Raw genomic sequence first — 14,865 nt, 5'->3', positions numbered from 1 at the left:
TTTCATGAATGTTCACGAAGGCGTAGGCTGCGCGTTCATTTCGCCAGCACCCAGACCATGCTTCAACAATTTCTGCATGACTTCGGCTACTTTGCGCTGTTCCTAGGCACCTTCTTCGAAGGCGAAACCATCCTGGTTCTCGCAGGCTTCCTGGCGTTCCGTGGATACATGGATATCAACCTGGTGGTGGTCGTTGCCTTTTTCGGCAGCTACGCCGGCGACCAGTTGTGGTACTTCCTGGGACGCAAGCACGGCCGCAAACTGTTGGCGCGCAAGCCGCGCTGGCAACTGCTGGGCGACAAGGCCCTGGAGCATATTCGCAAGCACCCGGACATCTGGGTGCTGAGCTTCCGGTTTGTCTACGGTTTGCGCACGGTGATGCCGGTGGCCATTGGTTTGTCGGGCTACCCGCCGGGCCGCTACCTGTTGCTCAACGGGATTGGCGCCGCCGTGTGGGCCGCTGCGCTGGGCGCTGCGGCTTACCATTTCGGCGCGGTACTGGAAGGCATGCTGGGCAGCGTCAAGAAATACGAGCTGTGGGTGCTGGGCGCACTGCTGGTGCTGGGCCTGGGCTTGTGGATTCGCCGGCGCGTCAAGAACGCCCGCCTGACCCGCGAAGCCTGTGCCGCCGAGAAGGTTCGCCTGGCGGCCGGCGAACCTGAAAAAGCCGAAAAGCCTACGACGCCAGTCGAGTAAGCCGGTCTCTGCAACAGTAGAGGCCGATGCCGCTGAGCAAGCTGTAACTGACCAGCCCCAGCCAGCCCAACGCGCTGGCCGGCCACAGCCCCACCAGCGGCGCCAGCCACACCAAAGGCACATTCAGTGCCAGGCGCACCAGCTCAGCCTTCAACGCCCACGGGCGATTCTCCAGCGCCACCCCCAGGGTGAACAACCCCAATGCCATCGCGCTCCAGCCCAACACCAGGGCAGCGGTCGGCAAGCCCTCGCCGAAATTCATCAGGTAGCTGCCAAAACCCACGTACGCGGCAAACTGCAGCGCGATGTAAATCTGTTGGCGCCCATCCAGCGGCACCTCGAACTTGCGGAACTGGCTCAAGTCCGGCTTGGCCATCGGGTACTTTGCCGCCACATCCGCCGGGCGCCAACCGGTGCGCATGAACCAGATCCGCAGCTTGTCCCACCCACTTTCGGTGCGCCGTGCATCACTCCACAGCTGCGCATAAAACTGCAGGTTGGCCCACAGCGGGTTCCAGCTGGCCAAGGGCGTGGTCACGCCAAAGATTACCGGCTCGTTATCGTCTTCTTCCTGGAAGGAGCCAAACAGGCGGTCCCAAATAATGAACACCCCGCCGTAGTTGCGATCCATGTAGAGAGCGTTCTGTGCATGGTGGGCCCGATGATTGGACGGCGTGACGAAAAACCACTCGTACCAGCCGAGCTTCGGCACATGCCGCGTGTGCACCCAGAATTGATACAGCAGGTTGAGGGACGCCACGCTGATAAACACCACCAGCGGCACGCCCAACACGGCCAGCGGCAAGTAGAAGATCCAGCTCAGCAGGAAGCCGGTGCTGGTCTGGCGCAAGGCGGTGCTGAGGTTGTAGTCCTCGCTCTGGTGATGCACGGAATGCGCGGCCCAGAGGATGTTGCGCTCATGGCCCATGCGATGCAGCCAGTAGTAGCAGAAGTCATAGAACACAAAGGCGAACACCCAGGTCCAGACGCTCTGGGCCGACAGCTCGATGATCGCCAGGTGCTTGAGGGCGAAGGCGTAGGTGAGGATGCCCACCCCTTTGGTCAGCAGCCCTGTGGTGGTGGACAGCACGCCGGTGCTGAGGCTGTTGATGGCGTCGGCCACCCGGTAGTTGCGTTGGCCGCGCCGGTAGTCGGCCAGCAGCTCGACCACGATCAAGGCAATGAAAAACGGTACCGCGTAAGGGACGAAGTCCATGGGCAAGTCCGGTCAATTATTGTTACATCTAGAGTAGGTGTAGCGGCTGGATATCCCATTGGCAATGAGTGACAAATGAGTAGACATTTAACGCCATGAATCAGGAGAAATGCCCATGAGCAAAAAGATTGCAGTGATCCTTTCCGGCTGTGGCGTGTACGACGGTGCCGAGGTTCATGAAAGCGTGATCACCCTGCTGCGCCTGGACCAGCGCGGCGCCGAGGTGCAGTGTTTTGCGCCGAACATTGCCCAGTTGCATGTGATCAACCACCTGACGGGCGAGGAGATGCCCGAGTCGCGCAATGTGCTGGTGGAGTCGGCGCGCATTGCCCGTGGCGAGGTGAAGGATATTCGTGAGGCCAACGCCGAGGATTTCGACGCACTGATCGTGCCCGGGGGGTTTGGCGCGGCGAAAAACCTGTCGAACTTTGCCGTGGAAGGCGCCGGGTGCAGCGTCAACCCGCAGGTGCTGGAACTGGCCGAGGCGTTTGCCGAAGCGGGCAAGCCCGTCGGGCTGATCTGCATCTCGCCGGCGCTGGCAGCGAAGATCTATGGCCCAGGCGTGACCTGCACCATCGGCAATGACGCCGACACCGCAGCCGCCATGGACAAGATGGGCGCCACCCACCAGGAATGCGCGGTCGACGACATCGTCGAAGACAAGGCGCGCAAGCTGGTGAGTACCCCGGCCTACATGCTGGGCAAACGTATCAGCGAAGTGGCGTCAGGCATCAACAAGCTGGTGGACCGGGTGCTGGAACTGACCCACGAGAACGATTAGGCCTTCATCAGCCGGGTCAGAATCCGATCCAGCGAATTGGCAAACGCCTGCTTGTCCTTGTCCCCATGGGGCGGCGGGCCACCGCCCATCTGGCCCTGTTCCCGCAGATCGGTGAACAGGTTACGCACCGCCAGCCGCTCGCTCATGTTCTGCGGGCTGAACTCCTTGCCTCGTGGGTCGAGCGCAGCCACGCCATTCTTCACCAAGCGGTCGGCCAACGGCACATCGCTGCAGATCACCAGGTCACCGGGCACGGCGTGCTCCACCAGGTAGTCATCGGCCGCGTCCGGGCCGCTGGGCACCACGATCAACTTCACGCACGAGAAGCTCGGCTTGATCTGGCTCTGCCCGGCCACCAGCACCACTTCGAACTGGCGCTTGAGGGCGAACTTCACCACCTGATCCTTGGCTGCCCGGGGGCAGGCGTCTGCATCGATCCACACGCGCATGGTTAAGCCACCACCCGGCGCTTTTCAGCCAGCCGGCTGCGACCGTACAGCACCACAATCGCCAGGATCGCCACAGCCTGGGCGCTCAGGGAATAGGCATCGGCGTGAATGCCCAGCCAGTCGAAGTCAAAGAACGCGACCGGCCGGGTGCCGAAGATCCCGGCTTCCTGCAACGCCTTGACGCCATGCCCGGCGAATACCACCGACAGCGCGCACAGCAACGCCGCGTTGATGCCGAAGAACAGCGCCAGCGGCAGTTTCGCCGAGCCCCGCAGAATCACCCAGGCCAGGCCCACCAACAGCACCAGCGCCGTGGCGCCACCGGCCAATACCGCGTTGTGCCCGGCAGGGCCGGCCTGCAACCACAGGGTTTCGTAGAACAGGATCACTTCGAACAGCTCGCGGTACACCGAGAAGAACGCCAGCATCGCAAAACCGAAGCGCCCGCCACCGCCTACCAGGCTGCTCTTGATGTAGTCCTGCCAGGCGGCCGCGTGACGGCGGTCGTGCATCCACACCCCGAGCCACAGCACCATCACGCTGGCAAACAGCGCCGTGCAGCCTTCCAGCAACTCGCGCTGGGCGCCGCTGACGTCGATCACATAAGCCGCCAACGCCCACGTCGCCAAGCCGGCCAACAGCGCCAGGCCCCAGCCGACGTTGACGCTGCGCACCGCCGATTGCTGGCCGGTGTTACGCAGGAACGCGAGAATCGCCGCCAACACCAGGATCGCTTCCAGGCCTTCGCGCAGCAGGATCAGCAAACCGGAGATGTAGCTCAGGGACCAGCTCAAGCCATCGCTGCCCAGCAGGCCGGCCGACTCGGTGAGCTTGCCCTTGGCCACATCCAGGCGCTGCTGCACTTGCTCGATCGGCAAGCCGTCCTGCAATGACTGCCGGTAGGCCATCAGGGCCTTTTCGGTGTCCTTGCGCACGTTGGCATCAACGTTATCGAGGGAGCTTTCAACCAGCTCGAAACCTTCCAGGTAGGCGGCTACCGACAGGTCGTAGGCCTGCTCGTGCTCGCCATTGCGGAACGCGGCGAGGCTTTTGTCGAGGGTGGCCGCGGTGTAATCAAGCAACTGCGCCGGGCCACGCTTGACCTGCGGCGGTTGGGCGCGCTGGGCGCGGAAGGTGGCAACTGCGCCGGGACCTTCGGCAGCCAGCACTTCGTTGGGGGTCTGGCGCGCGAGGTCGGCGAGGTTGAAGGACTTTTCACTGTTCGCGGCAGCCGGGTCGGCGGTGAAGCCGGCGATATAGGTCGCCAGGTCCCAGCGCTGGCGGTCGTCCAGTTGATCGGCAAACGACGGCATGTCGGTGCCTTCCACGCCCAGACCCAGGGTGTTGTAGATCGCGTAGAGGCTCAAGCGATCGAGGCGTGCAGCGTCCCGCAGGTTGGCGGGCGGCGGCGTCATGCCCACGCTTGCGGGGCCATCGCCGGCGCCTGTGGCGCCGTGGCACACCGAGCAGTTCTGCGCGTACAGCGGCGCACCGCGCGTCGGATCGGGGGTAATGGCCGGGGCCTGGCTGACTTCATAGGCCACTGCCAACTTGGCGCCCAATTGCCGGGCCTGGTGCGCAACCACCGCGCCGTCCTGATGGGCCGTTACGGCGGCCAGCAGTTCATCCACGCCTTTGATCAGTTCGGCGCGCTCGGGCTTTTCCGGTAGATCGGCCACAAGCCCCTGCAACACCCCGAGAAACTCTACCTGTTCACGATATTCGGAATCATCGATAACCTTGCCCGCCTCCACTGTCGGGGGGTAGTCCGCACCGATGTAGTCCAGTAAATGCAGGGCTTGGGGCGCGCCCTCGGCAGTTGCAGCCAGCAGGTTGAAACTGCACGACATCAACGCCGGCAGCACCAGCCAGGCAAGAAAACGGAAGGGGGCAATCATGAATGGATCTCAAATGGAAATACGAAGTAACACATTGTCAAACCTTACGGGGTTTGACTCAAGTTGTAAGTGATGTGGGCCTGGGTTTACCAAGAGGCGGATGATGGCCTCGTTACCGGAAAATGGATCCAAAAGGCCATTGTTTTGCCAGTAATCGGGCTTATAATGCCGCGCCTTCGTTATTGCGAAATGGCATTTACGCTCCTCTTTTTATGAGGAATTGGCAGGATGCAACGCCTTCCTGCCATTGGTGATTCGGCCCGACCAGCACATTCGGCCGATTACGTTCAGGGAAGAAGCTCTTCGATGGCATCTCGCGCCTTTACCTCGCTCGCGCTCGCGGCAGTGACCTTGCTGTCCGGTTGTTCGATGTTTCGCAGCTACGACACCGAGCTGCAAGCCACCAATCAGCAGTTGGCCACCGGCAACGTCGACGCCGCGCTGACCCTGCTTGAGAAGAACAACACCGGCGACGACAAGGACCTTCTCTACTACTTCGAAAAGGGTGAGTTGCTGCGTGCCAAGGGCGACCTGACCGGCAGCCAGGTCGCCTGGCGCAGCGCCGACCTGCAAGTCTACAAGTGGGAAGAGTCGGTCAAGTTCGACACCGACAAGTACCTCGCGCAGTTCGGCGCCTTCCTGGTCAATGACAAGGTCCGCCGTTACGAAGGCTACGACTACGAAAAGGTCATGCTGACCACCCAGATGGCCCTCAACCTGCTGGCGCTGAATGACTTCGACGGTGCCCGCACCGAGATCAAGAAGACCCACGAACGCGAAGCGGTGATTGCGGACCTGCGGGACAAGGAATACCTCAAGAGCGAAAACGAGGCCGAGCGCCAGGGCATCGCAACCCAGTTCAAGGACCTGCGCGGCTACCCGGTGGAAAGCCTCAACGCCCCTGAAGTGGTAGGCCTGAAGAACAGCTACCAGAGCGCGTTCAGCCACTATCTGGCCGGCTTCGTCTACGAAGCCCTGGGCGAAAAAGACCTGGCCGCACCGGGTTATCGCAAGGCCGCCGAACTGCGCCCCAACACACCGCTGCTGGAACAGGCCCTGCTCGACCTGGACAAATCCAAGGTCGGTGCGGACGAGACTGACGTGCTGATCGTGGTGCAAAGCGGCCTGGCGCCGGCCCGCGACTCGATTCGCCTGCCGTTGCCGATCCCCATCGACGGCCACCTGGTGATCACGCCACTGTCGTTCCCGGTGATCAAGCCCGACACCTCGACCGCGCCCTTCGCCCAGATCGGTGTCGACGGCCGGCAACAGAACCTCACTGCCCTCAACAGCACCACCGCCATGTCCCGCCGCGCCCTGCGGGATGACATGCCGGGGATCATCCTGCGCACCACCGTGCGCGCCGTCACTCGCGGCATCACCCAGAACAACCTGAACAAGACCAACCCGATGGCGGGCCTGGTACTCGGTATTGCCTCGGCCGTCACCGAAGGCGCCGACACCCGCACCTGGCGCACCCTGCCGGACATGACCCAGGTGACACGCCTGCGCCTCAAGCACGGCGAGCACCAGGTCAGCCTGCCCAACGCACTGGGCGGCACGCTGGTGACGGTCAAGGCCGATCAGCGCTACCAGGTGATCACCCTGCGCGTGGTCGGCAACCAGGTCTTCGCCGGCGGTCTTGCAGCCCACGTGGTGCAGAACAATCCGCCCCAGGCCGTCGCCACTCTCAAACAACCTTAAGGAGCACGCTATGCGTCATTTCATCCTCGGCGCCCTGGCGCTGATCCTGCTGGCCGGTTGCGCCACCCCGCCACCGCCGGAACCCGGAAGCGCCGCGAGCAAGATCGTGGTGATGGGCAAGTTCAAGGGCATCGCCGTCGGCGCCATCCGGGTCGCCCGGGAAAACGGCTTCCTGACCGCCAAGGTGCAGTTGAGCAACATCACCAGCAGCAACCAGATGATGTATTACCGCTTCGCCTGGCTGGGTGCCGACGGTTTCCCGGTGGGTGATGAAGAGACCTGGAAGGTGCTGAACCTCTACGCAAACCAGGCGACCTTCCTGCCGGCCATCGCCAACCTGCCCCAGGCTGCCGACTTCCGCCTTGAAGTGAAGACGCCTTGATCCACCCACTCATTCAGTTTCAGAGAGACATCCCCATGTTTGCACGCTTCTCGTTCCTCGCCGTGGTGGCCGTCCTGGCCAGCGGCTGCGCCAACACCTCGCCAGTCCTGGGCGGTAAAAACATCAGCTACGGCGACAGCAAGGCCGTGGAACTGGTGACCAACGAGTTCGGCTCCACCGACCTGCAGATGATCGCCGAAAGCATGACCCGCTCCCTGGCCCAGTCCGGCATCCTGCAAGGCCGCCCGGTGGTGCAGGTGTATGACGTGAAGAACAAGACCAGCGAGTACATCGATACCCGCGAGATCACCACGTCGATCAAGACCCAGCTGATGAAGACCGGCACCGCCCGCTTCGCCAGCGACAACACTGACATGCAAAGCCAGGTCGACCAGCTGAAGCTGCAGAACCAGAGCGGCCTGTATAAGAAGTCGACCGTCAGCAAGACCGGCAACATGGTCGCCGCCAAGTACCGCCTGGAAGGCTCCATCAGCTCCATCGTCAAGCGCAGCTCGGACTACAAGGACGTGTTCTACAAGTTCAGCCTGCAACTGGTCGACGTCGAAAGCGGCCTGGCCGAATGGATGGACGAAAAAGAAATCCGCAAGACCACGGAGCGCTAAGCAATGCGTGCATGGATCGGCATGATCGGCCTGCTGTGCGCCTTTGGCGCCTCGGCCGCACCGAAGATCGCGGTAACCGACCTGGCCTACGAGGCTCGCGTGGAGGAGTACATCCACCAGGTCGCGGCCAGCAATAATTTCCAGGCCAGCGCCTACAACGCCAGCGGCGCCTCGAGCTACAGCGAATACGAAAGTCGTACTAGCTACATCGAGCAGACCGAGCTGCGCAAGTTCAGCGGCGACATCAAGGGGGAAATCCTCAAGTCGCGGCAGTTCCAGCTGGTGCAGGGCACGCCTTACACCGCGGACGCCAAGGGCGATGTGTATGACGTGATCAAGCGGATCAAGGCCGGTAACTTCAAGGGTGCGGACTACGTGCTGTTCGGCACCTTGTCGGATATCGACTTCACCCAGGACGTCAACGCGCTGGACCACACCAACAGCTACTCGGCGGTGCTGGGCCTGACGCTGGTGGCGGATTTCAGCCTGATCAACACCCGCACCTTTGAGATCACCTCGGCGTTTACCGCCATGGGCGAAGGCCAGGACACCAAGCTGGTGAACAACCGTGACGTGCGCGTGAGCCTGAACCGGCCTCGCGTGGTGCGGGAAGTGTCGAAGGCGTTGGGCGAGGATGTGGCGCGGCAGTTGGCCGAACAACTCGGCGGTGGTTATCAGGAAGCACCTGGACAGCCTGCATTGCGCAATAACCTGCCACGGGATGAAGCGCCGAAGATCCTGCGCTGAACGAAAATCCCGCTACCGACATAAAACCAATGTGGGAGCGGGCTTGCTCGCGAATGCGGTGGGTCAGTCAATACATCTGGTGACTGACACTGCGCATTCGCGAGCAAGCCCGCTCCGACATTTTTTGATCCGGTTTCGTCAGTTACGCCGTTGCGCGATGCAGACTTGCGAGAAAGCCCGCCGCACCAACAAACAACCCGGCAAACGTACGGTTCATGCGTTTCTGCTGCTTTGGTGTGCGCAACAGGCGCAACACTTTCGAAGCCAGCCCGGTGTAGCCGGCCATCACGATCATGTCCACGCAGATCATGGTCGCGCCCAGGATCAGGTATTGGTTCAGCAGCGGCGCCTGCGGGTTCACGAACTGCGGCAGCACCGCCAGCATGAACACCAGGGCCTTGGGGTTGCTGGCGTTGACCAGGAACCCGCGGAACATCATCGCCATCGGCTTGCCGATCGGGCGAATCGCCCCGTCATCGCTCAGGTCGGTTGGCAGCGCGCGCCATTGCTTGATGGCCAGGTACACCAGGTACGCTACGCCAAACCATTTGATCGCATAAAACGCGGTGGAGGATGCGGCAAGAATCGCCCCCAGGCCGCCAGCGACCACGGCGATTTGCATCGCCAGGCCCAGTTGCAGGCCCAGGGCATTCCAGTAACCACGCAGGAAACCGTATTGCAGGCCGCTGGACATCGACGCAATGGCACCGGCGCCAGGGGAAAGACTGATGATCCAACTGGCCAGGAAAAAGGCCAGCCATGTGTCGAGCGCCATTACACACCTCAGAGCTTAGTTTGCTGAATGTTTCTAAACTAACGCTGCCGGCTGAGAAATGGCTAGAAAAATTTTGGGGTGCGCCTTTGTGGCGAGGCAGCTCCCTCGCCACAGGTTAAGGCAGCACGTCGCTGCCGCGCCAACGGCGCACCGAGCGCTGGAAGAACAGGCTGTTGGGCACTTGCACCATGACACTGCCGGTTCCGGCCTCTTCCACTTCGATCAGCGTGGTGTAGAGCAGGTTGATCGCCACCACCCGGCCTTTGACGCCGGGCTTGTCGACGGTGTCCACCAACTCGACCACATCGCCCAGGCGGAACGGCCCGACGGTGAAGATCAGGATGGCGCACAGCAGGTTGGACAACACCGACCACATGGCGAAGAACGCCACCGCGGCCACCGCCACAAAACCCGACAACGCCGTCCACAACACCGTGGCAGAGACGCCCAGGCGCTCCAGCACGAAGATCAGCGCGCTGCCCATGATCAGCCAGCGCAGGCCGCCGCGCAGCGGCATCAGCAACTGCGGCGGGAACGGATAACGTTCCCCCAGGCGGTTCAGGCATTTGGCGACGAAACGCTGGGCGAGATAGCCGGCCAGCAGGATCAGCAGAATCTGTACGGCCACCCAGATCGGCGCGATCCATTGGGCCGGCAGCGGCAGTTGCAGCGCTTCCATCAGGACAGCGCCTCCAGCTCCGCTTGCAAGGATTCCAGCAGTTCGAGGGCTTCCATCCAGGTCTCCTCCAACTGCGCTTCACGTACCTTGAGCTTGGCCTGTTCGGCCAGCAGGTCGCGCAATTCATCCTTGCGGGCCGGCTCGTAGACGGCGCTGTCACCCAGGCTGGTTTCGATCTTCGCCAGCTTCTCGTGGATCTTGCCCAATTCGGCTTCCAGCTTGTCCGCTTCACGCTTGTGCGGGGCCAGTTGCTGACGCAATGCAGCCGCGGCCTGGCGCTGGGCCTTCTTGTCGGTCTTGTCCGGGTTGACCGGCGTGTTGCTGACCGGCGCGTTGCGCAGGCGGTAGTCCGACAGCCAACGGGCATAGTCTTCCAGGTCGCCGTCGAATTCCTCGACCTTGCCGTCAGCCACCAGCAGGAAGTTATCCGTGGTGCTCTTGAGCAGGTGGCGATCGTGAGACACCACCAGTACCGCGCCGCTGAATTCCTGCAGGGCCATGGTCAACGCCAGGCGCATTTCCAGGTCGAGGTGGTTGGTCGGTTCGTCGAGCAGCAACAGGTTTGGCCGGTCCCAGGCGATCAGGGCCAGGGCCAGGCGGGCCTTTTCGCCACCGGAGAAATTCAGCACCGGCTCGTCAATGCGCGCACCACGGAAGTCGAAACCACCGAGGAAGTCCCGCAGGGTCTGTTCGCGTTCGGTCGGCGCCAGGCGCTGCAGGTGCAGCAGCGGGCTGGCCTTGGCGTCGAGGGAATCCAGCTGGTGCTGGGCGAAGTAGCCCACCACCAGGTTCTCACCGCGCACCAGGCGGCCGGCCAGGGGCTGCAATTCGCCCGAGAGGTTTTTGATCAAGGTCGACTTGCCCGCGCCATTGGGGCCAAGCAGGCCGATCCGCGCGCCAGGGGTGAGCTGCAACTTGACCTTCTCGAGGATGGTCTTGTCGCCATAGCCCAGGCGGGCATCGGAAAGGTCCAGCAACGGGCTGGAGATTTTCACCGACTCGCGGAACACAAAGTCGAACGGTGAATCGACGTGGGCCGCCGACAGTTCTTCCATGCGCTCCAGGGCCTTGATCCGGCTCTGGGCCTGACGGGCCTTGGTGGCCTGGGCCTTGAACCGGGCGATGTAGCTTTCCATGTGCGCGCGCTGCGCCTGCTGCTTCTCGTAGGCCTGCTGTTGCTGGGCCAGGCGTTCGGCACGGGCGCGTTCGAAGGCGCTGTAGCCACCGCGGTACAGGGTGATTTTCTTCTGGTCGACGTGGGCAATGTTGTCCACCACGGCGTCGAGGAAATCCCGGTCGTGGGAAATCAGCAGCAAGGTGCCCGGGTAGCTTTTCAGGAAGTCTTCCAGCCACAGGATCGCATCGAGGTCCAGGTGGTTGGTCGGTTCATCGAGCAGCAACAGGTCCGAGGGGCACATCAGCGCCTGGGCCAGGTTCAGGCGCATGCGCCAGCCACCGGAGAAGTCGGCGACCGGGCGGTCCATCTGTTCGTTGGTAAAGCCAAGGCCGGCAAGCATCTTGCGCGCACGCGCGTCGGCGGTGTAGCCGTCGGCGCTGTCCAGTTCCGAGTGCAGGCGGGCCTGTGCGGCGCCGTCCTGGGCTTTCTCGGCCTCGGCGAGGTCGTGTTGCACCTGGCGCAGGCGCAGGTCGCCATCGAGCACGTAGTCGATCGCAATGCGGTCGAGGGTGTCGATCTCCTGGCGCATATGGGCGATGCGCCAGTCGGCCGGCAGCAGACAATCCCCGGAGTCGGGAGTCAGCTCACCCAGCAGCAAGGCGAACAACGTGGATTTGCCGGCGCCGTTGGCACCGATCAGGCCGGCTTTGTGACCGGCGTGCAGGGTCAGCTCGGCGTCTTCGAGAAGACGTTGCGGGCCACGCTGTAATGTTAGGCTTTGAAGTCGGATCATAATGGCGGCGGAGTCTACCAGCTTCGTTGGCCGCTGGCTTGGGTGTGAATATGTGCGCTGACCTGTGGAGCTTTGCCCTCTCGACCTACGCCCGCTCGGGCGTCGAGGACGCGTGCCTGCGCTTGCAGGCGCAAGGGGCTGATGTGTGCCTGGTGTTGTGCGGGTTGTGGCTGGAGCAGCGGGGTGTGGCGCCGGAAACGTCGCGTTTGCAGGCACTGCGGCAGATCGCCGGGCCGTGGCAGGCGGAGGTGGTCGGGCCGCTGCGGCAAGTACGCACGCAATGGCGGGCCATGGCGCAGCAGGATGTTGAGCTGGGAGCGTTACGGGAGCGGGTCAAGGCTTTGGAATTGGATGCAGAAAGGCTGCTGCTATCACGCCTGGAAGGTGTGGCGCAGCATTGGCCGATGGCCGAGGTGAATCATCAAGCATGGGTTGAAGGACTGGCGGCCGAAGCCGCCAACCTTGACCACGACGCGCTGCATCAGCTGCGCGCCGCGGTTACCGGCACTTAGGAAGCGCTGGTTGGGGTGACGCTTGGCGCTGCCGGTGCAGGCGTGCTGCTGGCCGGAGCGGTTGGCGCTGTGGTGCTGGCAGCAGGTGCAGCCGGGGTCGCAGGCTTTGCAGCTGGAGTAGCTGGTTTGGCTGGTGCTGGCTTGGCGGCGGCTGGTTTGGCAGCTGGTTTGGCAGCAGCAGGTTTGGCGGCCGGCTTGGCAGCTGGTTTCGCAGCAGCAGGTTTAGCGGCCGGCTTCGCGGCTGGTTTTGCAGCAGCAGGTTTAGCGGCTGGCTTCGCAGCTGGTTTTGCAGCAGCAGTTTTAGCGGCTGGCTTGGCAGCTGGTTTTGCAGCAGCAGTTTTAGCGGCTGGCTTCGCGGCAGGTTTTGCAGCAGCAGGTTTAGCGGCTGGCTTCGCAGCTGGTTTCGCAGCAGCAGTTTTAGCAGCTGGCTTGGCGGCTGGTTTCGCAGCAGCGGTTTTAGCAGCTGGCTTCGCGGCTGGTTTTGCAGCAGCGGTTTTAGCGGCTGGTTTGGCAGCTGGTTTTGCAGCAGCGGTTTTAGCAGCTGGTTTTGCAGCTGGTTTTGCAGCAGCAGTTTTAGCCGCTGGTTTGGCAGCCGATTTAGCCGGTGCTTTTGCCGCAGGCTTGGCCGCAGCTTTCGCAGGTGCCTTGGCGGCGACTGCTTTGCTGGCTGGCTTCTTCGCTGCGCTGGCTGCAACGGCCTTAGCCGGAGCACGGGTGCTCAGCACTTTGCCTACAGCTTCCTTCACACGACCAACACCCTGGGCCAATTTCAGGCTCTCGGAAGCATCACGCTTGAGTTGGGAAATGTAGGTGCGGGTTTCGGATTGACGATCCTTGAGGGCGTCGAGCAAGTCCTCAAGTTCTTTGACGGCGTCCTTGGCCTTGGCTTGTGCCTTGGCTTTGCCAGCGGTCGCTGCGCCTTGCAGTTTGGTGCGGGATTTGTGCAGTTTTTCCTGAGCCTTGCCGCGTTGTTTTTCAAGCTTGGCGAGCAACTTCTCAGCATCAGCCAAGGCTTGTGAACAGGCGCTTTCCAAATGTTCGAGCAGGCTGCCCGAAAGTTGTTGGAGCAAATGCAACGGGGTATTTACAGGCTTCTGTTTGGCCGACATGGTTTACCTCCTGGCTGACGTGGGTGCGGCTCATACTAGCCCTCTGCTCTTACCGCCGCTAGGGCATGTTGACAGTATCGATTGGCTTGCGTTGCACCGCACGAAAATTCTTATTGATATAACGAAAATCCACGCCACTTTTTAAGCATTCACACTGGCATAATCCATCGCACTTTCGGCTGGAGAACGCCCATGTCGCGTTACCTTTTTTTAGTGTTGAGCGTGGTGCTTTGCGTGGCCAACGCAAGCGAGAAATCCCCCTCCAAAGATGACCACGACCTGGCCTACAGCCTGGGCGCGAGCCTGGGTGAGCGCCTGCGCCAGGAGATGCCTGGGTTGCAGGTAGAGGCGCTGATCGACGGACTCAAACAGGCCTATCAAGGTAAGCCACTGGCCCTGGACGACACACGCATCGAACAGATCCTTGCCCAGCACGAAGCACAAAACGCGCCGGACAATCGAGCACCACAAAGTGAAAAGGCACTCGCTGCCGAGCAACAATTTTTAGCCAGTGAGAAATCCAAAAGTGGTGTGCGTGAATTGGCAGACGGCATCCTGCTGACCGAACTGACCCCTGGCAGCGGGAAGAAACCGGCGGCCGATGATCGCGTGCAAGTGAATTATGTTGGGCGGTTACCCGACGGGACCGTCTTCGACAAGAGCACACAACCTCAGTGGTTTCGCCTGGACAGTGTGATCAGTGGCTGGCGCAGTGCGTTGCAACAGATGCCGGTGGGCGCGAAGTGGCGCCTGGTGATTCCATCCGACCAAGCCTATGGCGCTGATGGCGCAGGCGAACTGATCCCGCCTTATACGCCGCTGGTATTCGAGATCGAATTGCTGAAGGCGGGCGCCTGAGCCCAAACGAAAAACGGTGCGCAATGCGCACCGTTTTCTTGTGTCGGGGGGAGTCAGGCCTTAGCCGTCAACTCTTCCTTGTGAGCGTTGTGCAGCACTTCGATCAGGCAATCTTCCAGCTCGAAACGCTCGTGAAGCAAACCACCCAGCTCTTTGAATTTTTCTGCAACGCACTGGCCGGCATCACACAGGTCGTTGAACGCCAGCAGCTTCTCGGTGATGACATCGATGCGCGGGTAAATCGTCTCCGCCAAATCGAGGCCACGTTGATCGTCGAAAGCCTCGGCCTCTTTGGTCAACTGCTCGTAGACACCGAAGTGCCCCGCCGATACGTAGTCCACCAATACGCCGCAGAATTCCTGCAATGGCTTGCGGTTCTCGCTGAGCGCTTCGGGCTTGGCACCGAGAGCATCAAAGGCCCGAACCAGTTCGTGACGCGCTTTCAACCAACCATCGATCAGCTTGTGCACCCCACCCCAGCGTTCCTGAGCATTCTGACAACTTTCCAGCATGATGATCTCTCTTC

Annotated in this window: 16 protein-coding genes; 8 read left to right on the top strand and 8 right to left on the bottom strand. The window is 61.8% G+C overall.

What is annotated here, in order from left to right; translation table 11 throughout:
* Positions 1–57: 57 nt before the first annotated feature.
* On the top strand, positions 58–696 hold the full coding sequence (locus tag AC3WKX_RS00695) for a DedA family protein (protein WP_003214015.1): 639 nt from the start codon (positions 58–60) through the stop codon (positions 694–696).
* Here the strand turns inward: AC3WKX_RS00695 and AC3WKX_RS00690 are convergent.
* Positions 677–1,912 (bottom strand): sterol desaturase family protein, encoded by a 1,236-nt coding sequence (locus AC3WKX_RS00690; protein ID WP_003214017.1) that lies wholly within the window; start codon positions 1,910–1,912, stop codon positions 677–679. The genes AC3WKX_RS00695 and AC3WKX_RS00690 overlap by 20 nt on opposite strands.
* Positions 1,913–2,027: 115 nt before the next feature.
* Here AC3WKX_RS00690 and elbB point away from each other — a divergent pair, with 115 nt between their 5' ends.
* On the top strand, positions 2,028–2,693 hold the full coding sequence (gene elbB / locus AC3WKX_RS00685; protein WP_003214018.1) for an isoprenoid biosynthesis glyoxalase ElbB: 666 nt from the start codon (positions 2,028–2,030) through the stop codon (positions 2,691–2,693).
* Here elbB and AC3WKX_RS00680 read toward each other — a convergent pair.
* Together AC3WKX_RS00680 and AC3WKX_RS00675 are read right to left on the bottom strand one after the other, a co-directional pair.
* Complete coding sequence (locus AC3WKX_RS00680; protein ID WP_003214020.1) at positions 2,690–3,142, bottom strand: YaiI/YqxD family protein; 453 nt, start codon at positions 3,140–3,142, stop codon at positions 2,690–2,692. The genes elbB and AC3WKX_RS00680 overlap by 4 nt on opposite strands.
* Before the next feature lie 2 nt (positions 3,143–3,144).
* Positions 3,145–5,040, bottom strand: a complete 1,896-nt coding sequence (locus tag AC3WKX_RS00675) for a cytochrome c/FTR1 family iron permease (protein WP_008439302.1) — start codon at positions 5,038–5,040, stop codon at positions 3,145–3,147.
* A gap of 306 nt (positions 5,041–5,346) precedes the next feature.
* Here AC3WKX_RS00675 and AC3WKX_RS00670 point away from each other — a divergent pair, with 306 nt between their 5' ends.
* Genes AC3WKX_RS00670 through AC3WKX_RS00655 form a run of 4 tightly spaced genes read left to right on the top strand, consistent with a single transcriptional unit; the run spans position 5,347 to position 8,496 of the window.
* Entirely contained in the window at positions 5,347–6,744 is a 1,398-nt protein-coding gene (locus tag AC3WKX_RS00670) for a COG3014 family protein (RefSeq protein WP_003214023.1), read from the top strand.
* Positions 6,745–6,754: 10 nt separating this feature from the next.
* Positions 6,755–7,126, top strand: a complete 372-nt coding sequence (locus AC3WKX_RS00665) for a YcfL family putative periplasmic lipoprotein (protein ID WP_003214024.1) — start codon at positions 6,755–6,757, stop codon at positions 7,124–7,126.
* Between the two features lie 35 nt (positions 7,127–7,161).
* Positions 7,162–7,749, top strand: a complete 588-nt coding sequence (gene lpoB, locus AC3WKX_RS00660; RefSeq protein WP_003214026.1) for a penicillin-binding protein activator LpoB — start codon at positions 7,162–7,164, stop codon at positions 7,747–7,749.
* A gap of 3 nt (positions 7,750–7,752) precedes the next feature.
* Positions 7,753–8,496 (top strand): penicillin-binding protein activator LpoB, encoded by a 744-nt coding sequence (locus AC3WKX_RS00655; protein WP_102604075.1) that lies wholly within the window; start codon positions 7,753–7,755, stop codon positions 8,494–8,496.
* 142 nt (positions 8,497–8,638) lie between these two features.
* Here the strand turns inward: AC3WKX_RS00655 and AC3WKX_RS00650 are convergent, their stop codons facing one another.
* The 3 genes from AC3WKX_RS00650 to AC3WKX_RS00640 form a co-directional block, all read right to left on the bottom strand.
* Positions 8,639–9,271 (bottom strand): LysE family transporter, encoded by a 633-nt coding sequence (locus AC3WKX_RS00650; RefSeq protein ID WP_008439306.1) that lies wholly within the window; start codon positions 9,269–9,271, stop codon positions 8,639–8,641.
* Between the two features lie 115 nt (positions 9,272–9,386).
* A complete protein-coding gene (locus AC3WKX_RS00645) occupies positions 9,387–9,950 on the bottom strand; it encodes a mechanosensitive ion channel family protein (protein WP_008439307.1) in 564 nt (187 codons plus the stop codon).
* Positions 9,950–11,860 carry an ATP-binding cassette domain-containing protein gene (locus AC3WKX_RS00640; protein WP_003208841.1) on the bottom strand — a complete coding sequence of 637 codons (1,911 nt, stop codon included), beginning with the start codon at positions 11,858–11,860 and terminating at the stop codon, positions 9,950–9,952. The genes AC3WKX_RS00645 and AC3WKX_RS00640 overlap by 1 nt, the downstream gene beginning before the upstream one ends.
* 50 nt (positions 11,861–11,910) lie before the next feature.
* Between AC3WKX_RS00640 and AC3WKX_RS00635 the strand changes: the two genes are divergently transcribed.
* A complete protein-coding gene (locus AC3WKX_RS00635; RefSeq protein ID WP_102604074.1) occupies positions 11,911–12,372 on the top strand; it encodes a TIGR02444 family protein in 462 nt (153 codons plus the stop codon).
* Here the strand turns inward: AC3WKX_RS00635 and AC3WKX_RS00630 are convergent.
* Positions 12,369–13,481, bottom strand: coding sequence for an AlgP family protein (locus AC3WKX_RS00630; protein ID WP_102651161.1), 1,113 nt, complete (start codon positions 13,479–13,481; stop codon positions 12,369–12,371). The genes AC3WKX_RS00635 and AC3WKX_RS00630 overlap by 4 nt on opposite strands.
* A 192-nt stretch (positions 13,482–13,673) precedes the next feature.
* Between AC3WKX_RS00630 and AC3WKX_RS00625 the strand changes: the two genes are divergently transcribed.
* Complete coding sequence (locus tag AC3WKX_RS00625; RefSeq protein WP_008439319.1) at positions 13,674–14,339, top strand: FKBP-type peptidyl-prolyl cis-trans isomerase; 666 nt, start codon at positions 13,674–13,676, stop codon at positions 14,337–14,339.
* 53 nt (positions 14,340–14,392) lie between these two features.
* Here the strand turns inward: AC3WKX_RS00625 and rsd are convergent, their stop codons facing one another.
* Positions 14,393–14,851 (bottom strand): sigma D regulator, encoded by a 459-nt coding sequence (gene rsd, locus AC3WKX_RS00620; protein ID WP_102604072.1) that lies wholly within the window; start codon positions 14,849–14,851, stop codon positions 14,393–14,395.
* Positions 14,852–14,865: the final 14 nt, after the last annotated feature.

The sequence above is a fragment of the Pseudomonas sp. GP01-A4 genome (assembly GCF_058780865.1).
The sequence above is the reverse complement of the archived record's forward strand: the minus strand, read 5'-3'. Positions and strand labels throughout refer to the sequence as shown.